The 15,379-nt window shown below is 67.3% G+C and carries 10 protein-coding genes and 2 pseudogenes; 7 read left to right on the forward strand and 5 right to left on the reverse strand.

The annotated features are described in order from the left end of the window. Positions 1-14: 14 nt before the first annotated feature. Positions 15-467: pseudogene (locus C9F11_RS45175) on the reverse strand (ISAzo13 family transposase); the annotation flags it as partial. On the opposite strand from C9F11_RS45175, the gene C9F11_RS45180 reads away from it, so the two are divergent. The 6 genes and pseudogenes from C9F11_RS45180 to C9F11_RS45210 all read left to right on the forward strand — a co-directional run bounded on the left by C9F11_RS45180 (position 450) and on the right by C9F11_RS45210 (position 9,198). Next, a complete protein-coding gene (locus C9F11_RS45180; protein WP_269078167.1) occupies positions 450-827 on the forward strand; it encodes a transposase in 378 nt (125 codons plus the stop codon). The pseudogene C9F11_RS45175 and the gene C9F11_RS45180 sit on opposite strands and share 18 nt — an antisense overlap. Before the next feature lie 123 nt (positions 828-950). Next, positions 951-4,061 (forward strand): Tn3 family transposase, encoded by a 3,111-nt coding sequence (locus C9F11_RS45185; RefSeq protein ID WP_138968277.1) that lies wholly within the window; start codon positions 951-953, stop codon positions 4,059-4,061. A 508-nt stretch (positions 4,062-4,569) separates the two neighbouring features. Continuing rightward, positions 4,570-5,717 (forward strand): annotated as a pseudogene (ispG, locus tag C9F11_RS45195) (flavodoxin-dependent (E)-4-hydroxy-3-methylbut-2-enyl-diphosphate synthase). Beyond that, positions 5,714-6,796, forward strand: coding sequence for a polyprenyl synthetase family protein (locus C9F11_RS45200; protein ID WP_138968279.1), 1,083 nt, complete (start codon positions 5,714-5,716; stop codon positions 6,794-6,796). The pseudogene ispG and the gene C9F11_RS45200 overlap by 4 nt, the downstream one beginning before the upstream one ends. Beyond that, positions 6,793-7,767, forward strand: coding sequence for a 4-hydroxy-3-methylbut-2-enyl diphosphate reductase (locus C9F11_RS45205; RefSeq protein ID WP_138968281.1), 975 nt, complete (start codon positions 6,793-6,795; stop codon positions 7,765-7,767). Before C9F11_RS45200 ends, C9F11_RS45205 begins: the two co-directional genes overlap by 4 nt. A gap of 48 nt (positions 7,768-7,815) precedes the next feature. After that, a complete protein-coding gene (locus C9F11_RS45210) occupies positions 7,816-9,198 on the forward strand; it encodes a cytochrome P450 (protein WP_138968283.1) in 1,383 nt (460 codons plus the stop codon). Between the two features lie 537 nt (positions 9,199-9,735). On the opposite strand, the gene C9F11_RS45215 is transcribed toward C9F11_RS45210, so the two are convergent. Then, the gene (locus tag C9F11_RS45215; RefSeq protein WP_138968285.1) at positions 9,736-10,044 is read right to left on the reverse strand and encodes a hypothetical protein; all 309 of its coding nucleotides are present in this window, start codon (positions 10,042-10,044) and stop codon (positions 9,736-9,738) included. Positions 10,045-10,364: 320 nt separating this feature from the next. Here C9F11_RS45215 and C9F11_RS45220 point away from each other — a divergent pair, with 320 nt between their 5' ends. After that, positions 10,365-12,089, forward strand: coding sequence for a hypothetical protein (locus tag C9F11_RS45220; protein ID WP_138968287.1), 1,725 nt, complete (start codon positions 10,365-10,367; stop codon positions 12,087-12,089). Between the two features lie 469 nt (positions 12,090-12,558). Here C9F11_RS45220 and C9F11_RS45230 read toward each other — a convergent pair whose 3' ends face one another. From C9F11_RS45230 to C9F11_RS45240, 3 genes are all read right to left on the reverse strand, one after another. Continuing rightward, on the reverse strand, positions 12,559-13,467 hold the full coding sequence (locus C9F11_RS45230) for a recombinase family protein (protein ID WP_138968289.1): 909 nt from the start codon (positions 13,465-13,467) through the stop codon (positions 12,559-12,561). Positions 13,468-13,709: 242 nt separating this feature from the next. Further along, positions 13,710-14,465, reverse strand: a complete 756-nt coding sequence (locus tag C9F11_RS45235; RefSeq protein WP_138958063.1) for a GAF and ANTAR domain-containing protein — start codon at positions 14,463-14,465, stop codon at positions 13,710-13,712. A 1-nt stretch (position 14,466) separates the two neighbouring features. Then, a complete protein-coding gene (locus C9F11_RS45240) occupies positions 14,467-15,195 on the reverse strand; it encodes a GAF and ANTAR domain-containing protein (RefSeq protein ID WP_138968291.1) in 729 nt (242 codons plus the stop codon). Positions 15,196-15,379: the final 184 nt, after the last annotated feature.

Below are 15,379 nucleotides of genomic sequence, written 5' to 3' on the forward strand. Positions count from 1 at the left end.
GTGGGTGTTGCAAGCAGGCTGTAGCCCATCTCGTGCAGGAGATGTCCGACGGTTGTGGCACTGATCGGGTGGCCCTCGGATGTCAGGGCCTGGGCCAGGGTGCGCAGCGACCGTGTGGTCCAGCGAAGCGGGGAGACGGGATCACCGCGGGCGTGCGGCTCGATCAGCGCCTCAAGGGCCGGCAGCAGGCCGGGGTCGGTTGTTGTCAGCGGCTTGCGGCCAGCTCCCGGGGCACGGATGCGATGGGTTGGCGGGGACGACACGACCAGCTCGGTGATGCCGCGGGCGATGGTGGCGGCGCTCGTGCCGGAGACGGCGGCCACCGTGGTGATCCCGCCGTGGCCGAGCGCGACGGCCTCGCTGGCCAGGTAGAGCCGACGGCGCCGTTCGTCGAGGTGCGGGAGGACCTGGTCGAACTTGGCCTGCAGTGCGGTAGTCGGGGTGTGGTGGTGCGGAGGCGTAGTCATAACCCAGCCTCCCACTGCGTCCTGACCCGCAGATCCAATCTGACAGTCATTTACGAACGAGCCCCCGGACGCACCGAGAACAGCCAGATCGGCGTGTTCCCCGCCTACGCCACCCACCGCGGACGCACCCTGATCGACCGGCGCCTGCATCTACCCACGTCATGGACCGACGACCGGGAAAGATGCCGACAGGCCGGCATCGACGACCACGTCACCTTCGAGACCAAAGTAGCCACGGCCAGGGCGATGGTGCGCCGGGCTCTCGCGGACAAGATCCCGTTCGGATGGGTGACGGCGGATGCCGCCTACGGCTACAGCAAGGGAGCCGGAGGAAATACCCGCGAAAGGGGCCATTCGTAGACGCTGAGTGATGTGGCCGGACGCATCGTCACGGTGGGTTGTCGGGACGTTCGTCCCTGGTGGCAGCCGCCGGTTTCTTGATCCACTCCCTGGTGGGCAGCAGGTGACAGGGAGGGGCAGTTCGTGGCGTCGGTGGAGCGGACGGCGTATCCGCGTTTCAAGCGGGTGACGTCGGCACGGGAGCTGGCGGAGTTCTTCACCCTGTCGCCGGAGGAGATCGCCTGGGTAGAGGGGCGGGCCCGGTGGCCGGGGCACCGGCTGGCTTTGGCGGTGCTTCTGAAGTCCTGTGCCCGGCTGGGGTACTTCCCTGCGTTGGAGGCGGTGCCGCTTGCGGTGGTGGCGCATGTGCGCGGGTGTCTGGGGCTGGCGGATGACGTGGTGGCGGAGGTGGCGTCCTCGCGGACGGCGAAGCACCACCGCACGTGGGTCCGTGAGCGTATCGGTCTGGTGCGGGATCCGGTGCGGGCGCGTGAGGTGGCGTTGGGGGCGATGAAGGCGGCGGCGCCGGTGCGGGCGCATGCGGCGGATCTGGTGAATGTGGCGCTGGAGGAGCTGGTCCGGGCGGGGCTGGAGCTGCCGGGGTTCTCCACGCTGGACCGGATGGCGGCGTCGGTCCGGGCGCGGGTGGAAGGGGAGATCTGTGCGGGGATCGTGGGGCGGATGAGCGAGGCCACCCGTGCCCGGATCGCTGTTTTGCTGGGAGTGCCGGTGGGGGAGCGGCGCAGTGGGTTCGATGTGATGAAGGAGCCGGGGCGGCGGGCGACGTGGTCGCGGTTTAGGGCGCATGCGGAGCGGATGGAGTGGCTGGACACCCTGGGCGACAGTGGCTGGTGGGTGGGGAAGGTGCCGTCGGCGAAGGTGGCCGCGCTGGCGGCGCAGGCCCGCGTGCTGTCGGTGGGCGAGATGAAGGACATCACCGGGCCGAAGCGCACGGCGGTGCTGGCGTGTCTGGTGGCGGAGGTGCGCACGAGGGCGCGGGATGAGTTCGTGACGATGCTGTGCAAGCGGATGGCTCGGCATCTGAAGCGGGCGGAGGCGGAGCTGGCGGAGATTGAGCGGCGGCACAAGGAGGTGACTGAGCAGCTGATCGTCGCCTACCGGGAGGTCCTGTCCGCGCTGCGCGACCCCGCGGGCGAAGGCGCCGGGGCTGCTGCGGGGACGCTGGATGATGTGCTGGCGCTGAAGCAGGCCCGGGAGGCGGTCGAGCGGGCAGGTGGCTTCGATGCCCAGCTCGCCGACATCGAGGCGCTGGCCGCGCATCACGGGAACAACTGGACACCACTGGTGGAACGCTTCTTCCGGGTGGACCGGCCCACCATGTTCAAGCTGCTCGGCAAACTGACCTGGGTGGCGACCTCGGCGGACCGCAATGTGCTCGATGCGCTGGAGCACGCCGTCGCCCACCGCCATCTCACCCGCACCCTCATCCCCGATACGCTCCTCGCGCCCACACCCACGTCCCCGGGCCAGGGCAGCGACGTGGCTGCCGGTGAGGGGGACGCGCCGGTCCGAGCCCCGTTGGATCTGTCGTTCGCGTCGAAGAACTGGCTCAAGACCGTGTACGCGAAGGATGCACCGGGGATGCTGGTGCGCCGGCACTTCGAGGCGATGGTCTTCACCTACCTGGTCGAGGAGCTGCGCTGTGGGGACATCGCCGTGGTCGGCTGTGAGGAGTACGGCGACTGGACCCGGATGCTTCTGCCCTGGCAGGAGTGCGTCCCGAAGCTGGAGGCGTTCTGTGCCGAGGCCGGACTCCCGGCCACCGCCAGGGAGTTCACGGCCCGGCTCCGCCAGCAGCTCACCGACATCGCCACAGCGGTGGACGAAGGCTATCCGGACAACACGGACCTGGTGATCGACCCGCTCACGGGGGTGCCGTCGCTCAAGGCGCGCCGAGGGAGCGAGCTGCGGGCGTCGGCGGAGGAGCTGGACGGTGAGCTGGAGCGGCGGTTGCCGGCGCGGACGGTGTTGGAGCACCTGGCCCGTTCGGCGCACTGGACCGGCTGGTGGCACCGGCTCGGCCCGCTGTCCGGCAGTGATGCGAAGATCCGGGACCCGCTGCGGCGCTACGTGATCACCGCGTTCACCTACGGCTGCAACCTGGGTCCGGCCCAGGCGGCGAGGCACATGCGCGGCGCGGTATCGGCGCACGAGCTGGCGGCGATCGCCCAGCGCCACACCACCACCCGCAACCTCGGACGCGCCAGCGCGGACGTGGTGGACGCCTATATGCTGCTGGACATCGTCACCGCGTGGGGCGACGGCAGTGTGGCGGCGGTGGACGGAACAATGATGGACACCGTCATCGACAACCTCCTGGCCGAGACCTCGATCCGCTACGGCGGTTACGGCGGGATCGCCCACCATCTAGTCGCCGACACCTATATCGCCCTCTTCTCCAGATTTGTGCCCTGCGGGGTGTGGGAGGCCGTCTACCTGATCGACTCCCTCCTGTCCAACGAATCCTCGGCACAGCCCGATACGGTGCATGCCGATACGCAAGGGCAGAGCTTCCCGGTCTTCGGACTTGCGTACCTCCTGGGCATCGACCTCCTCCCGCGTATCCGCAATTTCCATGATCTGACCTTCCACCGCCCCGACCCGGCGGTGCGCTACCGGCACATCGACCCGCTGTTCTCCACCGACCCCCGCACCGCGGTCGACTGGCGCCTTATCGAGCGGCACTGGCCCGATCTCATGCAGGTGGCGCTCTCGGTCAAGGAGGGCACCGTCTCCTCGGTCACCCTGCTGCGGCGGCTGAACAACCGGTCGCGGAAGAACCAGATCTACCAGGCGTTCAGGGAACTCGGACGCGCGGTACGTACCATGGTGCTGTTGCGGTATCTGTCGGAACCCTCGCTTCGGGAGCAGATCACCAGGGCCACGAACAAGGCGGAGGCCTACAACGGGTTCACCAAGTGGCTCGCCTTCGGCAACCTGGGCCTGCTCAGGAGCCGGGACCCCGAACAGCAGGAGAAAGCGGTCAAGTTCCTCGACCTCGTCGCTCCCAGCGTGATCTTCTCCACCGCCGTCGACATGACCACCGTCCTGCGGGAAATGGCCCAAGAAGGCTGGGACGTGCTGCCCGAGGACGTGGCGGTGCTCAGTCCGCACCGGACCGGGCACGTGCTGCGCTTCGGCGACTACGCCACCGACCACCTCCACGTCCCGCCCACCCCCTACGGCCCCGCCCTCCGCCTCAAGGGCGACAGCGGGGCAGCCCCAGGGCCCTGATCTCCTGACGGGCGCGGCCGTGGGCCGCGGCAGTGCGGTCGTGGGCCGCGGCAGTGCGGTCGTGCCCCATGGGCTGCGCGGAAGCCCGGGCAGGCCGCCTTCTCCGAAAGGGTCCGGCGCCCGGGGTCGGTCAGGGGCTTGAGCCGGCGCGTGGTGGCGTGCGGGACATGCTGTTGTCATGTGCACTGCCTCATGGTGATCCCTGCGCCTCTGTCCGGCGGGAGTGCCGGGCCGGGCGGGGGGAGAGGCTGAAGGATGTACGGGTGAGGGGCTATTCCCGGCCAGTGGGACGGCAGCCCTGCGGATACGCCGGAAGCGGTGACCGGGATGATGGTACAGGCGGCGAACCTCCTGGAGGCGGTCACCGGCCCGGAGGATGTGCGGGCGCTGACGCCGGAGCTGCTGCCGCGGCTGGCCGGTCAGATCCGGGCCTTTCTGATCGAGAAGGTGTGCGCGGTCGGCGGGCACCTGGGCCCGAACCTGGGCGCGCTACGCCCGGGAGGGTGTGATGACCACCATCAACGTCGGGATGCCCGCCGTGCCCACCACGACTCCGGTGCGCCGTGCCTCACGGCAGATCCAGGTCGGTGCCGTGCCGGTGGGGGCGGCGCACCGGTCAGCGTGCAGACCATGACCACCACGGTGACCGCAGATGTGGACGCCACCCTCCAGCAGATCGCCGAAGTCACCGCCGCCGGCTGCGGCATCGTCCGCGTCGCGGTGCCCTCCGCCGACGATGCCGAAGCTCTCCCCCAGATCGTGGCGAAATCACCGATCCCGGTGATCGCCGACATCCACTTCCAGCCCCGCTACGTCTTCGCCGCCCTCGATGCCGGGTGTGCGGCGGTACGGGTGAACCCAGGCAACATCAAGAAGTTCAACGACCGGGTCGGCGAGATCGCCAAGGCCGCGTCGGCGGCGGGGGTGCCCATCCGTATCGGGGTGAACGCCGGCTCCCTAGATCCGCGTCTGCTCGCCAAGCACGGATCGGCCACGCCTGAGGCCTTGGTGGAGTCTGCGTTGTGGGAGTGCTCGCTGTTCGAGGAGCACGGCTTCACCGATTTGAAGATCGCGGTCAAGCACCACGACCCGCGAACGGTGATCGCCGCCAACCGGCTGCTCGCCGAACGCTGCCACTACCCCCTCCACCTGGGAGTGACCGAGGCCGGACCGGCCTCCCAGGGCGCGATCAAGTCCGCTGTCGCCTTCGGCATCCTCCTCGCGGACGGTATCGGCGACACCATCCGCGTCTCGATCTCCGACGACCCCGTCGAACAGGTAAAGGCCGGCCACCACATCCTCGCCTCCCTCGGCCTGCGGCCGCGCAGGCTGGAGATCGTCTCCTGCCCCGGCTGCGGCCGCCTCCAGGTCGACCTCCACACCCTCGCCACCAAGGTCGAGGCCGCGTTCGACGGTTTCCCCCACCCCCTGCGGATCGCGGTGATGGGGTGTGTGGTCAACGGGCCCGGCGAATCCCGTGAAGCCGACCTCGGCGTCTCCTGCGGCAACGGCAAAGGACAGATCTACCGGGGCGGCGAAGTCATCACCACAGTCCCCGAAGCCAAGATCGTCGACACCCTCCTCACCGAGGCCCTGCGCCTGGCCGAACACCCCGACGACGACTCCGAGTTCCCGCAGGCAGGTGATGTACCGTGACCGTGCCCTCCCTGACGGTCCAGCCGCTGGACCTGGGCGCCGCCCAAACCCACGTCGACGAGGTGCTGCACGACTTCTTGCACCTCAAGCCCCAGGCCGCGAAGGCAGACGGGCTCCCCGAGGACATTCCCCGTCAGTTGCGCCGCTTCCTGGATGCGGGCGGGAAGCGGCTGCGCCCGCTGCTGTGTGTCCTGGGCTGGCACGCCGCCGGCGGCCGCGGCAAGACCGGACCCATCGTGCGCACGGCGGCGGCACTGGAACTCTTCCACGCCTTCTGCCTCACCCACGACGACATCATGGACCGCTCCGCCACCCGCCGCGGACAATCCACCGTCCACCGCACCCTCGCCACCCGGCATCCGGACCCGGACAGCCGTGCTGCCGCCTGGTGGGGAACCTGCGGCGCGATCCTGGCCGGCGACATGGCCCTGGCCTGGTGTGAGGAACTCCTCGACAGCGCAGAGCCTCCGCCCGCCTGCCGCACCGCCCTGCGCCAGGTTCTCGCGGCAATGCGCCAGGAGGTCATCTACGGCCAGTACCTGGACCTGCTGGCTCCCCTCGGGCCCGCCACCGACCTGAACACGGCGCTGCGCGTGATCCGCTACAAGAGAGCGAAGTACACGGTGGAGCGCCCCCTGCACACCGGGGCCGTCCTCGCCGGGGCCGACGAGGTGCTGCTGGAGTCTCTGAGCCGGTTCGCCCTGCCCCTGGGTGAAGCGTTCCAGCTCCGCGATGACCTGCTGGGCGTCTTCGGCAATCCCCAGCAGACCGGCAAACCGGTCCTGGACGATCTGCGCGAGGGCAAGCACACCGTCCTGCTGGCGCTGGCAGCCCAGCGCGCCACCGGGGCCCAACAGACACTTCTGACACATCTGGTGGGCGATCCGGGCCTTGACGAGACCAGCGCTGCCCGCATCCAGGACGTGCTGAAGGCCACCGGGGCCCGCACCACCGTGGAGTCCATGATCGCTGCCCGGTACGAGCAGGCCCTGACCGCATTGGAGGGGACCCCGCTCCCGCCCGCCGCCATCGTCACACTGCGGCGCATCGCGGCGCTGGCCGTGGAGCGGGCCTCGTGACCGGCCCCAAGCGAGTATTGCTCGCCACCCCGCGCGGGGCCTGCGCCGGGGTGGAGCGGGCCATCGCCACCGTGGAGAAGGCGCTGGAAGCGTACGGGGCGCCGGTCTATGTGCGCCACGAGATCGTCCACAACACATACGTGGTCAAGACCCTGGAGAAGAAGGGCGCGGTCTTCGTCGAGGACACCTCCCAGGTGCCACCGGGCAGCATCGTCATCTTCTCCGCGCACGGCGTCGCCCCAGCCGTTCACAAGGGCGCCGCACGGCGCCAGTTGACGGTCGTTGACGCGACCTGCCCGCTGGTCACCAAGGACCACAAGGAAGCCCTCCGCTACGCCAAGGAGGACTACGACATCCTCCTCATCGGCCACGAGGGCCACGAAGAAGTCATCGGTACGAGCGGCGAGGCACCCGAGCACATCACACTGGTCGACGGCCCCGAGGACGTCGCCGATGTCGAGGTGCGCGACCCGGACAAGGCCGTCTGGCTCTCCCAGACCACGCTGTCGGTCGACGAGACGATGCAGACGGTCGACGCCCTCAAGGGCCGCTACCCGAACCTGCTCTCGCCGCCCAGTGACGACATCTGCTACGCGACGCAGAACCGGCAGATCGCGGTCGAGCAGATGGGCGCGGAATCCGACCTGGTCATCGTGGTCGGGTCCCGCAACTCCTCCAACTCCAAGCGGCTGGTCGAGGTCGCCCTCGGCGCCGGTGCGAAGGCGTCGTACCTGGTCGACTACGCCGAGGAGCTCAATGAGGCGTGGCTAGACGGGGTGACCACGGTGGGTGTGACCTCCGGTGCTTCTGTTCCGGAGATCCTGGTCGACGGCGTCTTGAAATGGCTGGCCCAGCGCGGGTACGGCGACGTCGAGACCGTCAAAGCCGCGGAAGAACACCAGCACTTCGCCCTACCCCGCGAACTGGCCCAGCCATCACGCACCTTCCGACAGAAGCGAGGAACCCCATGAGACGGCGTCCTTCCTGTGTATCTCCTCCAAGGGCCTGCGAGGAACGCTATGATCGCCATGGCTGATCCGCCAACCGCATCCGGCGGACTCCCACTGGTGGGGCACATCCCGGCACTGGCATTGCGACGCCTCGCCTTTGTAGAGGATGTTCGAGGTGAAGGCGGCCTGCTGAGGCTCCGTCTGGGCCGGACACCGGCCTACCTGATTAACGATCACACAGTGGCACGGGAGGTGCTCAGCGACGGCGGCGACACGTTCGCCCGCGGAAGGTTTTTCCGCAAGCTGCGGCCGCTGGTCGGCAATGGTCTGGGAACATCCGACGGGGCATTCCACCTGAGGCAGCGACGAATGGTCCAGCCTGTCTTCCACCACTCGTGCCCTGGATACGACCTCGACGCCCTTCTCACAGTGATCGAAACGCGGATCGGATCCTGGCGCACTGGGATGACTCTGGATGTTGCCCGGGAAATGGACAGTCTGGCCGTCGCGCTGATTACCACCACTCTGTTCTCCTCGGACCGGGCGGTCGGCGAGGCGGAAGCCATCCAAGCCTCGATCGCCGATTTCATGAGGGGCGTGGGAATGCGCACTGTCATTCCCAGCGATGTGTTGGAGAAGCTCCCCACGCCAGGCAACCGGAAGTTCACAGCAGCACGCGATCGGCTCGAGAATGCGCTGATCTCAGTCATCGACACCTACCGGGCCGATGAGCGCGAGCATCGCGATGTGCTATCGATGTTGATGGCGGCACGGGACGAGCGCGGGCAGCCGATGACTGACCGGGAACTGCGCGACGAGGTCTTGTCGCTCCTCATTGCCGGGGGCGACACCACCGGCCACACGCTGGGATGGGCTTTCCACGAAGTCGGCCGGCATCCTCACGCTGAGCAGCGGCTTCGCGACGAACTCCAGACGGTTCTCGACGGCGGCCGGGTGTCCAAGAGGACCCTGCCGGGGTTGTCGTACGTCCGTCAGGTCATCAACGAGGCGCTCCGGCTGCACAATCCCGGATGGATCGTCATGCGCCGCACGACCCGGGACGTGGTGCTGGCCGGAGCACCGATCCCGGCGGGAAGTGAGCTGTTGATCAGCATCACCGCTCTGCACCGCGACCCGTCTGTCTACCCCGAGCCGGACACATTCGCTCCTGACCGCTGGTCGGGGGAGGAAGCCAGGACGGTCTCGCGCCGCATGTTCATGCCGTTCGGAGCAGGCACACGGCTGTGCGCCGGTGAACCCCTGGCCCGCATGTCGATGGCGCTGGTCCTCGCCACGGTTCCCACCCGTTTCCGGCTCGTTCCGGCGCCCGGCGCCCGGCCCGTCCAGGAGATCGCCAGCGGCACCATGGCGCCCAGCGCGATGCTCATGACCCTGCACCCACCTCTCACTCCGTCGCCAGCGGACTCCCCACCCGCACCCAGCCACGAGTGAAGGCCCCTCCATGGACATCTCACGGTCGGCAGCGTTCACGCAGATCCCGGCTTTCTACTGTCCCTTCCCCTATGCCATCGCTCCCGAGCATGCCGAGACCGACCAGCGCACCGTCCAGTGGATGGACCGCTTCGGCATGTTCGGGTGTGAGTAGTTGGGGTACAGGAAGTCCCGGTGAGAACGATCATGGTCGGGGCGTGACCCAAGTAACCCGTCGGTAGGTTTCGGCGGTGGCGCTGACCTGGGGAGTCTCCGCGCAGTGGGGGTCCCATACTGGTGAGCCGAAAAGACAACGCTAAAGCAGTTGCGCCCCAGTTCAGAGGGCGAATCAGGGCAGTCGCAGCGGACGTGCTCCGAGGGGTGTGTCCGGAGCGCGGTCCTGGTCACTGCCGCGCTTCGCTTCCCAGACGTCTACCGGGACCTTGGGGCAAGGGCGGCTGGGCGGCCCTGCCGGTCTTCACCCCGGCTCACCGCTTGATCTGACGGCCACGACCGGCAGGTCAGCTCCTTTCCGGGAGTGGAGTCCTCCCCTCCCGGTCAGGTGATGGTGAGGGATAGGTCGCTGGAGATGCTGGCGAGGCCGAGTTCACACAGGGTGAAGTTGGGAGAGGCGCCGGTGGTGGTCTGGATGAAGGGGTCGCCGGCGAAGAGGCCGTAGGTCATGGTGCCGGTGGTGACGACCTGCTTGACACCGCCGGCGATGGTGACGTTGCGGTTGCCGGAGAAGGTACTGCTCTGCCCCGTGTTCCAGGTCAGGGTGAAGACGGACAGAGGCCCCTCCCACGCCGTCGGCTGGCATACGCCTCCCCGGGACGCTCTTGACCTCCGAAACAGCTCAATTGGCATATGCGTGTGCGCCGATGCCGCTCCTATTCACGCTCCTACGCCCCCCCGGGCAGCCTGTTGTGAGCCTGTCCCGGAAGACATGCTGGAAGCAATCGTTTCCCCGACCTAGCCGAGCATGCCGCAATTTTCTGAAATACGCAGATTCTCCCGGTAAAAGGCCAGGCGGGCCTCCCCGCCGCCGAGCTTTGAATCTGTTTGCCAGTCATGCTTTGAGGTTTTGGTGGATGCCAAACCGGCTATGCCCCTCCGAAAGGACAGATCGAGTGATGAACATCCGTGAGGATGATCCTTGGTCGCTTACGCCAAGAGTCCGATGGGTAATGGCGGACACCATCGCTCAATATGGCGACATTGCAGGTGCGGGCACGGTAAGGACTGAAGGCCCTCGGGTCTCGTATACCTTGCGACCCGAAATCGGCAAATACGTCGCAGAGCGACGCAAGGTCGCCGAGTACTGGCATTCACATCTGGAGAATCGGGCACTAAATTCCCCAGATGTCGTCGCGGCGTGGGTGCGGGGCACAAGCCGAATTATCGGTGATGTCCTTGAACCCGCGATCGGGGATGAGTACGACGAATACCTCCAGGGGGTTCCGCGATATCTCCAGCCTGCCATTGTTTCAGCGCGCTCCGCTTACGATAACGAAGATCTAGATAAATGGCTCCGCCGGAACGTTCCATGGAAATCGCTATCCCCCACAATTGATCGAAACGATGCCGGTGCAGGATACTCGCGATGCGCATTCCTGCTTTACAACGACAAATATCATATTCGTGCCATGCACGCCTACTTCACCTACGTCCTCATGATTGACGACGTATCGGCGCCGCCGACGTACCGCTTGGACGGGTGGGCCGACCGGGTGACATCCGCCGGCATCGACGTCCACTACGTGGAAGGCCTTTTGCGTGAAGACCTGAAACCGTCACGCGCCTACACCGACGCCACTTACAGGTTTTTCGGTCTCAATGATGCCGAAAAAATTGCTCCCGACCCGGACGGGGATACCTCGGCGCGCTGGGGATTCACCGATGATGACGGATCAATCGACGCCTACCTTCTATGGCGGTGCTGGCAGACATGGGCCGGGATCATGCCCTCAGCTGTTCAGACACTTTCAGAGACCCGCGAGGGTAGGCTGGTGTCAGCTCAGGCATATGCCGCCCTGCTGGAAGTCACCACGCTCGCCCAGGACTACTGCTCCTACCCGAAAGAGTTCTGCCAGGGTGAGACATCGAACATTCTCTACACCTTGGATAAGGCGGCGGAAAGCTTCTGGCTGGTCAGGCGGCGCTGCATGCTGTTGATCGGCGTATACGCTCCGCCCTGGCATGCGACGCTTCAGGATGCCGAGAGTTCCCTGGTGGGCCGGGCCAATTTCGCAATGTTCTTCACGCTCGCAACCTACGCCGGCGAGGCTTTGATCGTCGGATATTGCGCACGGACCGACGGAAGCGTCATCTCAGCTGATGTTGCAAGGTGTGAGGCTAGCCTCGTCGACCTGCTGCGAGCCACATATTATGAAGGTCCGGCTCCCGAGTCATCTGCAGTTGAGGTCCTCTGCCGGGCGGTCTGCTCATCGTTGGCCTGGTTTGCACCCGATCCTGGATCCATGCTGACTCAGGAGGTTGTCCGGTCGATCGCGTGCTCGCTTCCTATCGACCACGATGAGGACACCTCTGTCGCCATCTGTATCGGGCAGCAGGTGCTGACTAGCGCGCAGCTTTGGGGCCATATCGGAGTCGCATACAGAGGCCCCAACTGTGTCAATGAGTGGCTCGAACGTGCCAAAAAACTTAGTCGAGAGATCGACCAGTGGCTGCGTATCTTGACCTGCGGCGCCCCGGTGGACCACGCTCGAATCACTGACCTCGCAGGGATGATCAGACGCGACAGTGATGACCTGGTCCGACCGTCGTGTGGATGTGATTTGCCGATCTGTCGAGGTGCCGCCCTGTATCAATCGACTGTCTGCGCATGGGTCGAGTTCGGCCCGATAGCACATCTGTATGAACTCAACGAGGCAGTCATATCTTCCTCGTGAAATTGCCTTCAGTGTGTTTCAAATTGCCCATAGGGCCATCCAGCCGCAGGACCGATGCGCAGCCAAAGCCGTAGCCATCACGGAAGAGGTGCTGTTGGTGATCTTCGGCCGTCGGTGTGGTCGCGTTCCAAGGAGGGCCGGCCTGCCCTGAGTCTCCCCTGAGCTGGGTCGCAACTGCTTAAGCTCTTCGCACGTGATGAGGAGAGCGGTATGAGCAGGGCTGGCGCCCGGGCGGGAGTTGGTACGTACCTCCGCTATGACGGGGAGACCGTTGAGATGGTGGAGATGGCCGCGACCATGACGGGTAACGAAATCCTCTTGAAAGACAGCCTGGGCCGGATCCTGTATGTGTCTCTGAAGGATCTGCTGTTCTCCGATCGTGCCGCCATCACCCCTAACGAGCCCGGTCCAGGAACGGCAGGGATGGCACCCTGGGTTGCCAGGCTGCGGCAGCGAGCGGGTGGCCGGGTCACTGGCCGAGGGAGCTGACGCGGTGCTCGTACTCGCGGCGGGCCTTGCGCTGGGCCGGGACCGCCGGGACGCCCTGGGTGCCGTCGAGCGGCTGGCAGCGGGCGAGTAGCTGCCGGTGTACGGCGGGGACGACGCTGACGCGCAGGGTATAGCCCTGGCCGCGCCGTACGGTCGTCCCCTGGTCGAGCGCAGCACGTTCGGCGGGCTCCAGCTCGGTGGTGCGGAGGTGGTCGGCGACCATGCCCGGCATGTCGAGGGTGACCGGCAGCGCCAGGGCGGGCGCGTCCTCCTCGCTGGCGGTGTGGTCGGGCAGGAGGTCGGCGACGGCCGTGCGGATGGCGCCTCGGCTGACCCTGTGCTCGCGGGCGAGGGCGGCGATGGAGCGCCCTTCCAGGTACGTGGTGCGTACCTCGTCGGTCTTCGCGGCCGCCACCGCGGGGCGGCGTCCGCCCTTGTTGCCTTTGACCTCGGCGGCCCGCAGTCCGTCGTAGGTCAGCTCGCGCTGGAGGTCGCGTTGGAGTTCGCCGGCGGCGGCGAGGGTCTGCACCATGAACTTTACGGTGGATAGCAGCTCGCCGGTCCGGGGGTGGCGGGCAGTGAGGTCCATCGCGGAGAACGCGCCGTCGTGGATGCGCAGGGCGAGCTGGTCGCGGTGCAGGACTTCGAGGATGTGCCCGGCGCCGCGCACGAGGCGGAACATCTCGGAGATGTGCACGGTGTCGCCCGGCCGCGCGTAGATGAGCAGCTCACCGAACTTCGGACGCTGGAGCGGGTGGAGGCGGCTGGAGGTGCCTGCGGCCTCCTCGAAGACGACCGGGTCCTCTATGCCGGCCTCGTCCAGGACGAGGTTCTGCCGGTCGGTCGACTGTGTGTCGGTCGAGACCCGCTTGTAGACCAGGTTCGCCACCGTGGGGCCCCTTCCGTACGGAGGATCGGACCCTATCTGTCGTCAAACCCTGTCAGCAATCACCATCGGATCCGATTGGATTCGAGCCGCCGCGAACCCCCGGATTGCACGGGTTCATTGGACGTGCCTGCCGCCTGTCGTCAAACGATCCTTTACCGACAGGCAGCGGATGCGGCGTCGGTCGTGCGTGTGGGCGTTCCAGGGGTGTGGAGTGTGCGGGTGCCTTGGGGCTGTCGTGGTGGCTACTGGGGTTTGAAGGTGTCGGGGGGCAGGCGGCGAGTGAGGACGGCGCGGGCGAGGTGTGGCAGGGGTTGGTCGTGTGTGGCGGCGTGGGCTCTCAGGAGGTAGAGGGCTTGGCCCGGGGGGATGCCGAGTCGGTTGGCGAGGAAGCCGGTGGCCTGGTGGATTTCGGCGCGGTACAGCCGCAGTCCGGTGCCCGGTCCGCGGGTGCTGGCCGGGGTGGTCAGTTCGGTGTAAAGCAGGAGGAGCAGGGTGCGGCCCAGATGGTCCAGGCCGTGGAGTTGGGCAGTGGTGAGGGGGTCGGGGGTGGTGCGGTAGCCGGTGAGGACGCCGATGGTGGCGGCGCCGAGTCGCAGCGGGGTGGCGGTGACGGCACGGAGGGGGGTGCGGGCGGCGGCTGGCAGGAAGAGGGGCCAGCGGGCCGGGTCGGTGGCAGGCAGGTCTGGTTCGATCACCGGGTGGTCGTGCTGTGCGGCTTCGAGGGTGGGGCCGTCGCCCAGGGTGTATTGCAGGGTGTCCAGGTCGGGGCCCAGGCCCGTGTCAGGGTCGCACCACAGCAGTTCGAGGTGGCCGTCGTGGGCGAGCATGTTCAGGGTGAGAGCGTCCAGGCCGAACTGGCGGGCGGCGCCGGGCGGGACGGCGCACTCCGCGCCGTGTCCGTTGCGGGCGGCCAGGTGCGCGCGGGCCAGGAATGCGGTCAGGCCGTCATGAGGGAGAGGGGCGTCGCCGGTGGCGCCGTCCCGGTCGTCGCGGGGCATGTCACGGTGTCATGGTGAGGTCGGCCGGGATGTCTCCGTGCGCAACGTTGGATGCCAGCACGGTGAGTTTCTGCTGACGGGAACGAGCGTGGCGGCGCGGCCGGGCGAATGCCTCGTCCATGTCGATGCCCAGCTGCGAGGCGAGTACGCCCTTGGCCTGTTCGATCACGATGCGGGATTCCAGGGCGGTCTCCAGCTGGCCGATGATCTCCTCCTTGGCGAGCAGGGCCTGCCGGTGGTGCAGGCTGATCCCGGCAGCGTCGGCCAGCGCCTGCGCCAGGCGCAGGTCCTCCCGTGTGGGCACGCGCGCGGTGCTGAGCAGATTGAGGGAGCCGAGCGGATGGTGGGGGGTGCGCAGCGGGACGGCGGCGACGCTGGTGATGCCAGCGCGCAGGCCGCGGGGGGTGAAGCGGGGCCAGCGCTGGTGGGCGACGCTGGTGTGCAGCAGGGCCGGGGCCAGCGCCTTGCCGGTGCGGGTGCTGTCCAGGCAGGGACCTTCGTCCAGTTCGATCTGGTCTTCTTCCAGACGCCGGCACGTTTCGTCGGAGGCGGTGAGGTAGTCGACCTGGCCGGTCTCGTCGAGGATGGTGAGGGCGGAGTACACACCCAGCTGGCCGACCACATGTCCGGTCAGATCATGCAGCAGTTCGAGGACGTCGAAACCATCCGCACGCCAGGCCAGGTCGAGCACGGCCTGGGAGGCGAGGACGCCATGGCGGGTGACAGACATCGAATGTCCGTTCCGTCGCCTCCCGGACACGCGGCACGAGCGGGGGCCGGGCACGCCGTGAACGCACGAGAGGCGAGCCTAGATGAGGGCTGGCTCAAGGAGCCGTGTCATGCCCGCTGACGGAACGTTCGGATGTCGCCTCGATTCGCGTCTGTCCGCCGGAGTCGCCGCTGTGGCCAGTTCC

Source organism: Streptomyces sp. YIM 121038, assembly GCF_006088715.1.
In the GTDB taxonomy this organism is placed as follows: Bacteria; Actinomycetota; Actinomycetes; order Streptomycetales; family Streptomycetaceae; genus Streptomyces.

What these genes read in the sequence shown, in the direction of transcription:
- C9F11_RS45240 (WP_138968291.1), bottom strand. Translation starts at nt 15,195, where the DNA reads ATGTCTGTCACCCGCCATGGCGTCCTCGCCTCCCAGGCCGTGCTCGAC.
- C9F11_RS45215 (WP_138968285.1), bottom strand. Translation starts at nt 10,044, where the DNA reads ATGCCAATTGAGCTGTTTCGGAGGTCAAGAGCGTCCCGGGGAGGCGTA.
- C9F11_RS45220 (WP_138968287.1), top strand. Translation starts at nt 10,365, where the DNA reads ATGGCGGACACCATCGCTCAATATGGCGACATTGCAGGTGCGGGCACG.
- C9F11_RS45210 (WP_138968283.1), top strand. Translation starts at nt 7,816, where the DNA reads ATGATCGCCATGGCTGATCCGCCAACCGCATCCGGCGGACTCCCACTG.
- C9F11_RS45235 (WP_138958063.1), bottom strand. Translation starts at nt 14,465, where the DNA reads ATGCCCCGCGACGACCGGGACGGCGCCACCGGCGACGCCCCTCTCCCT.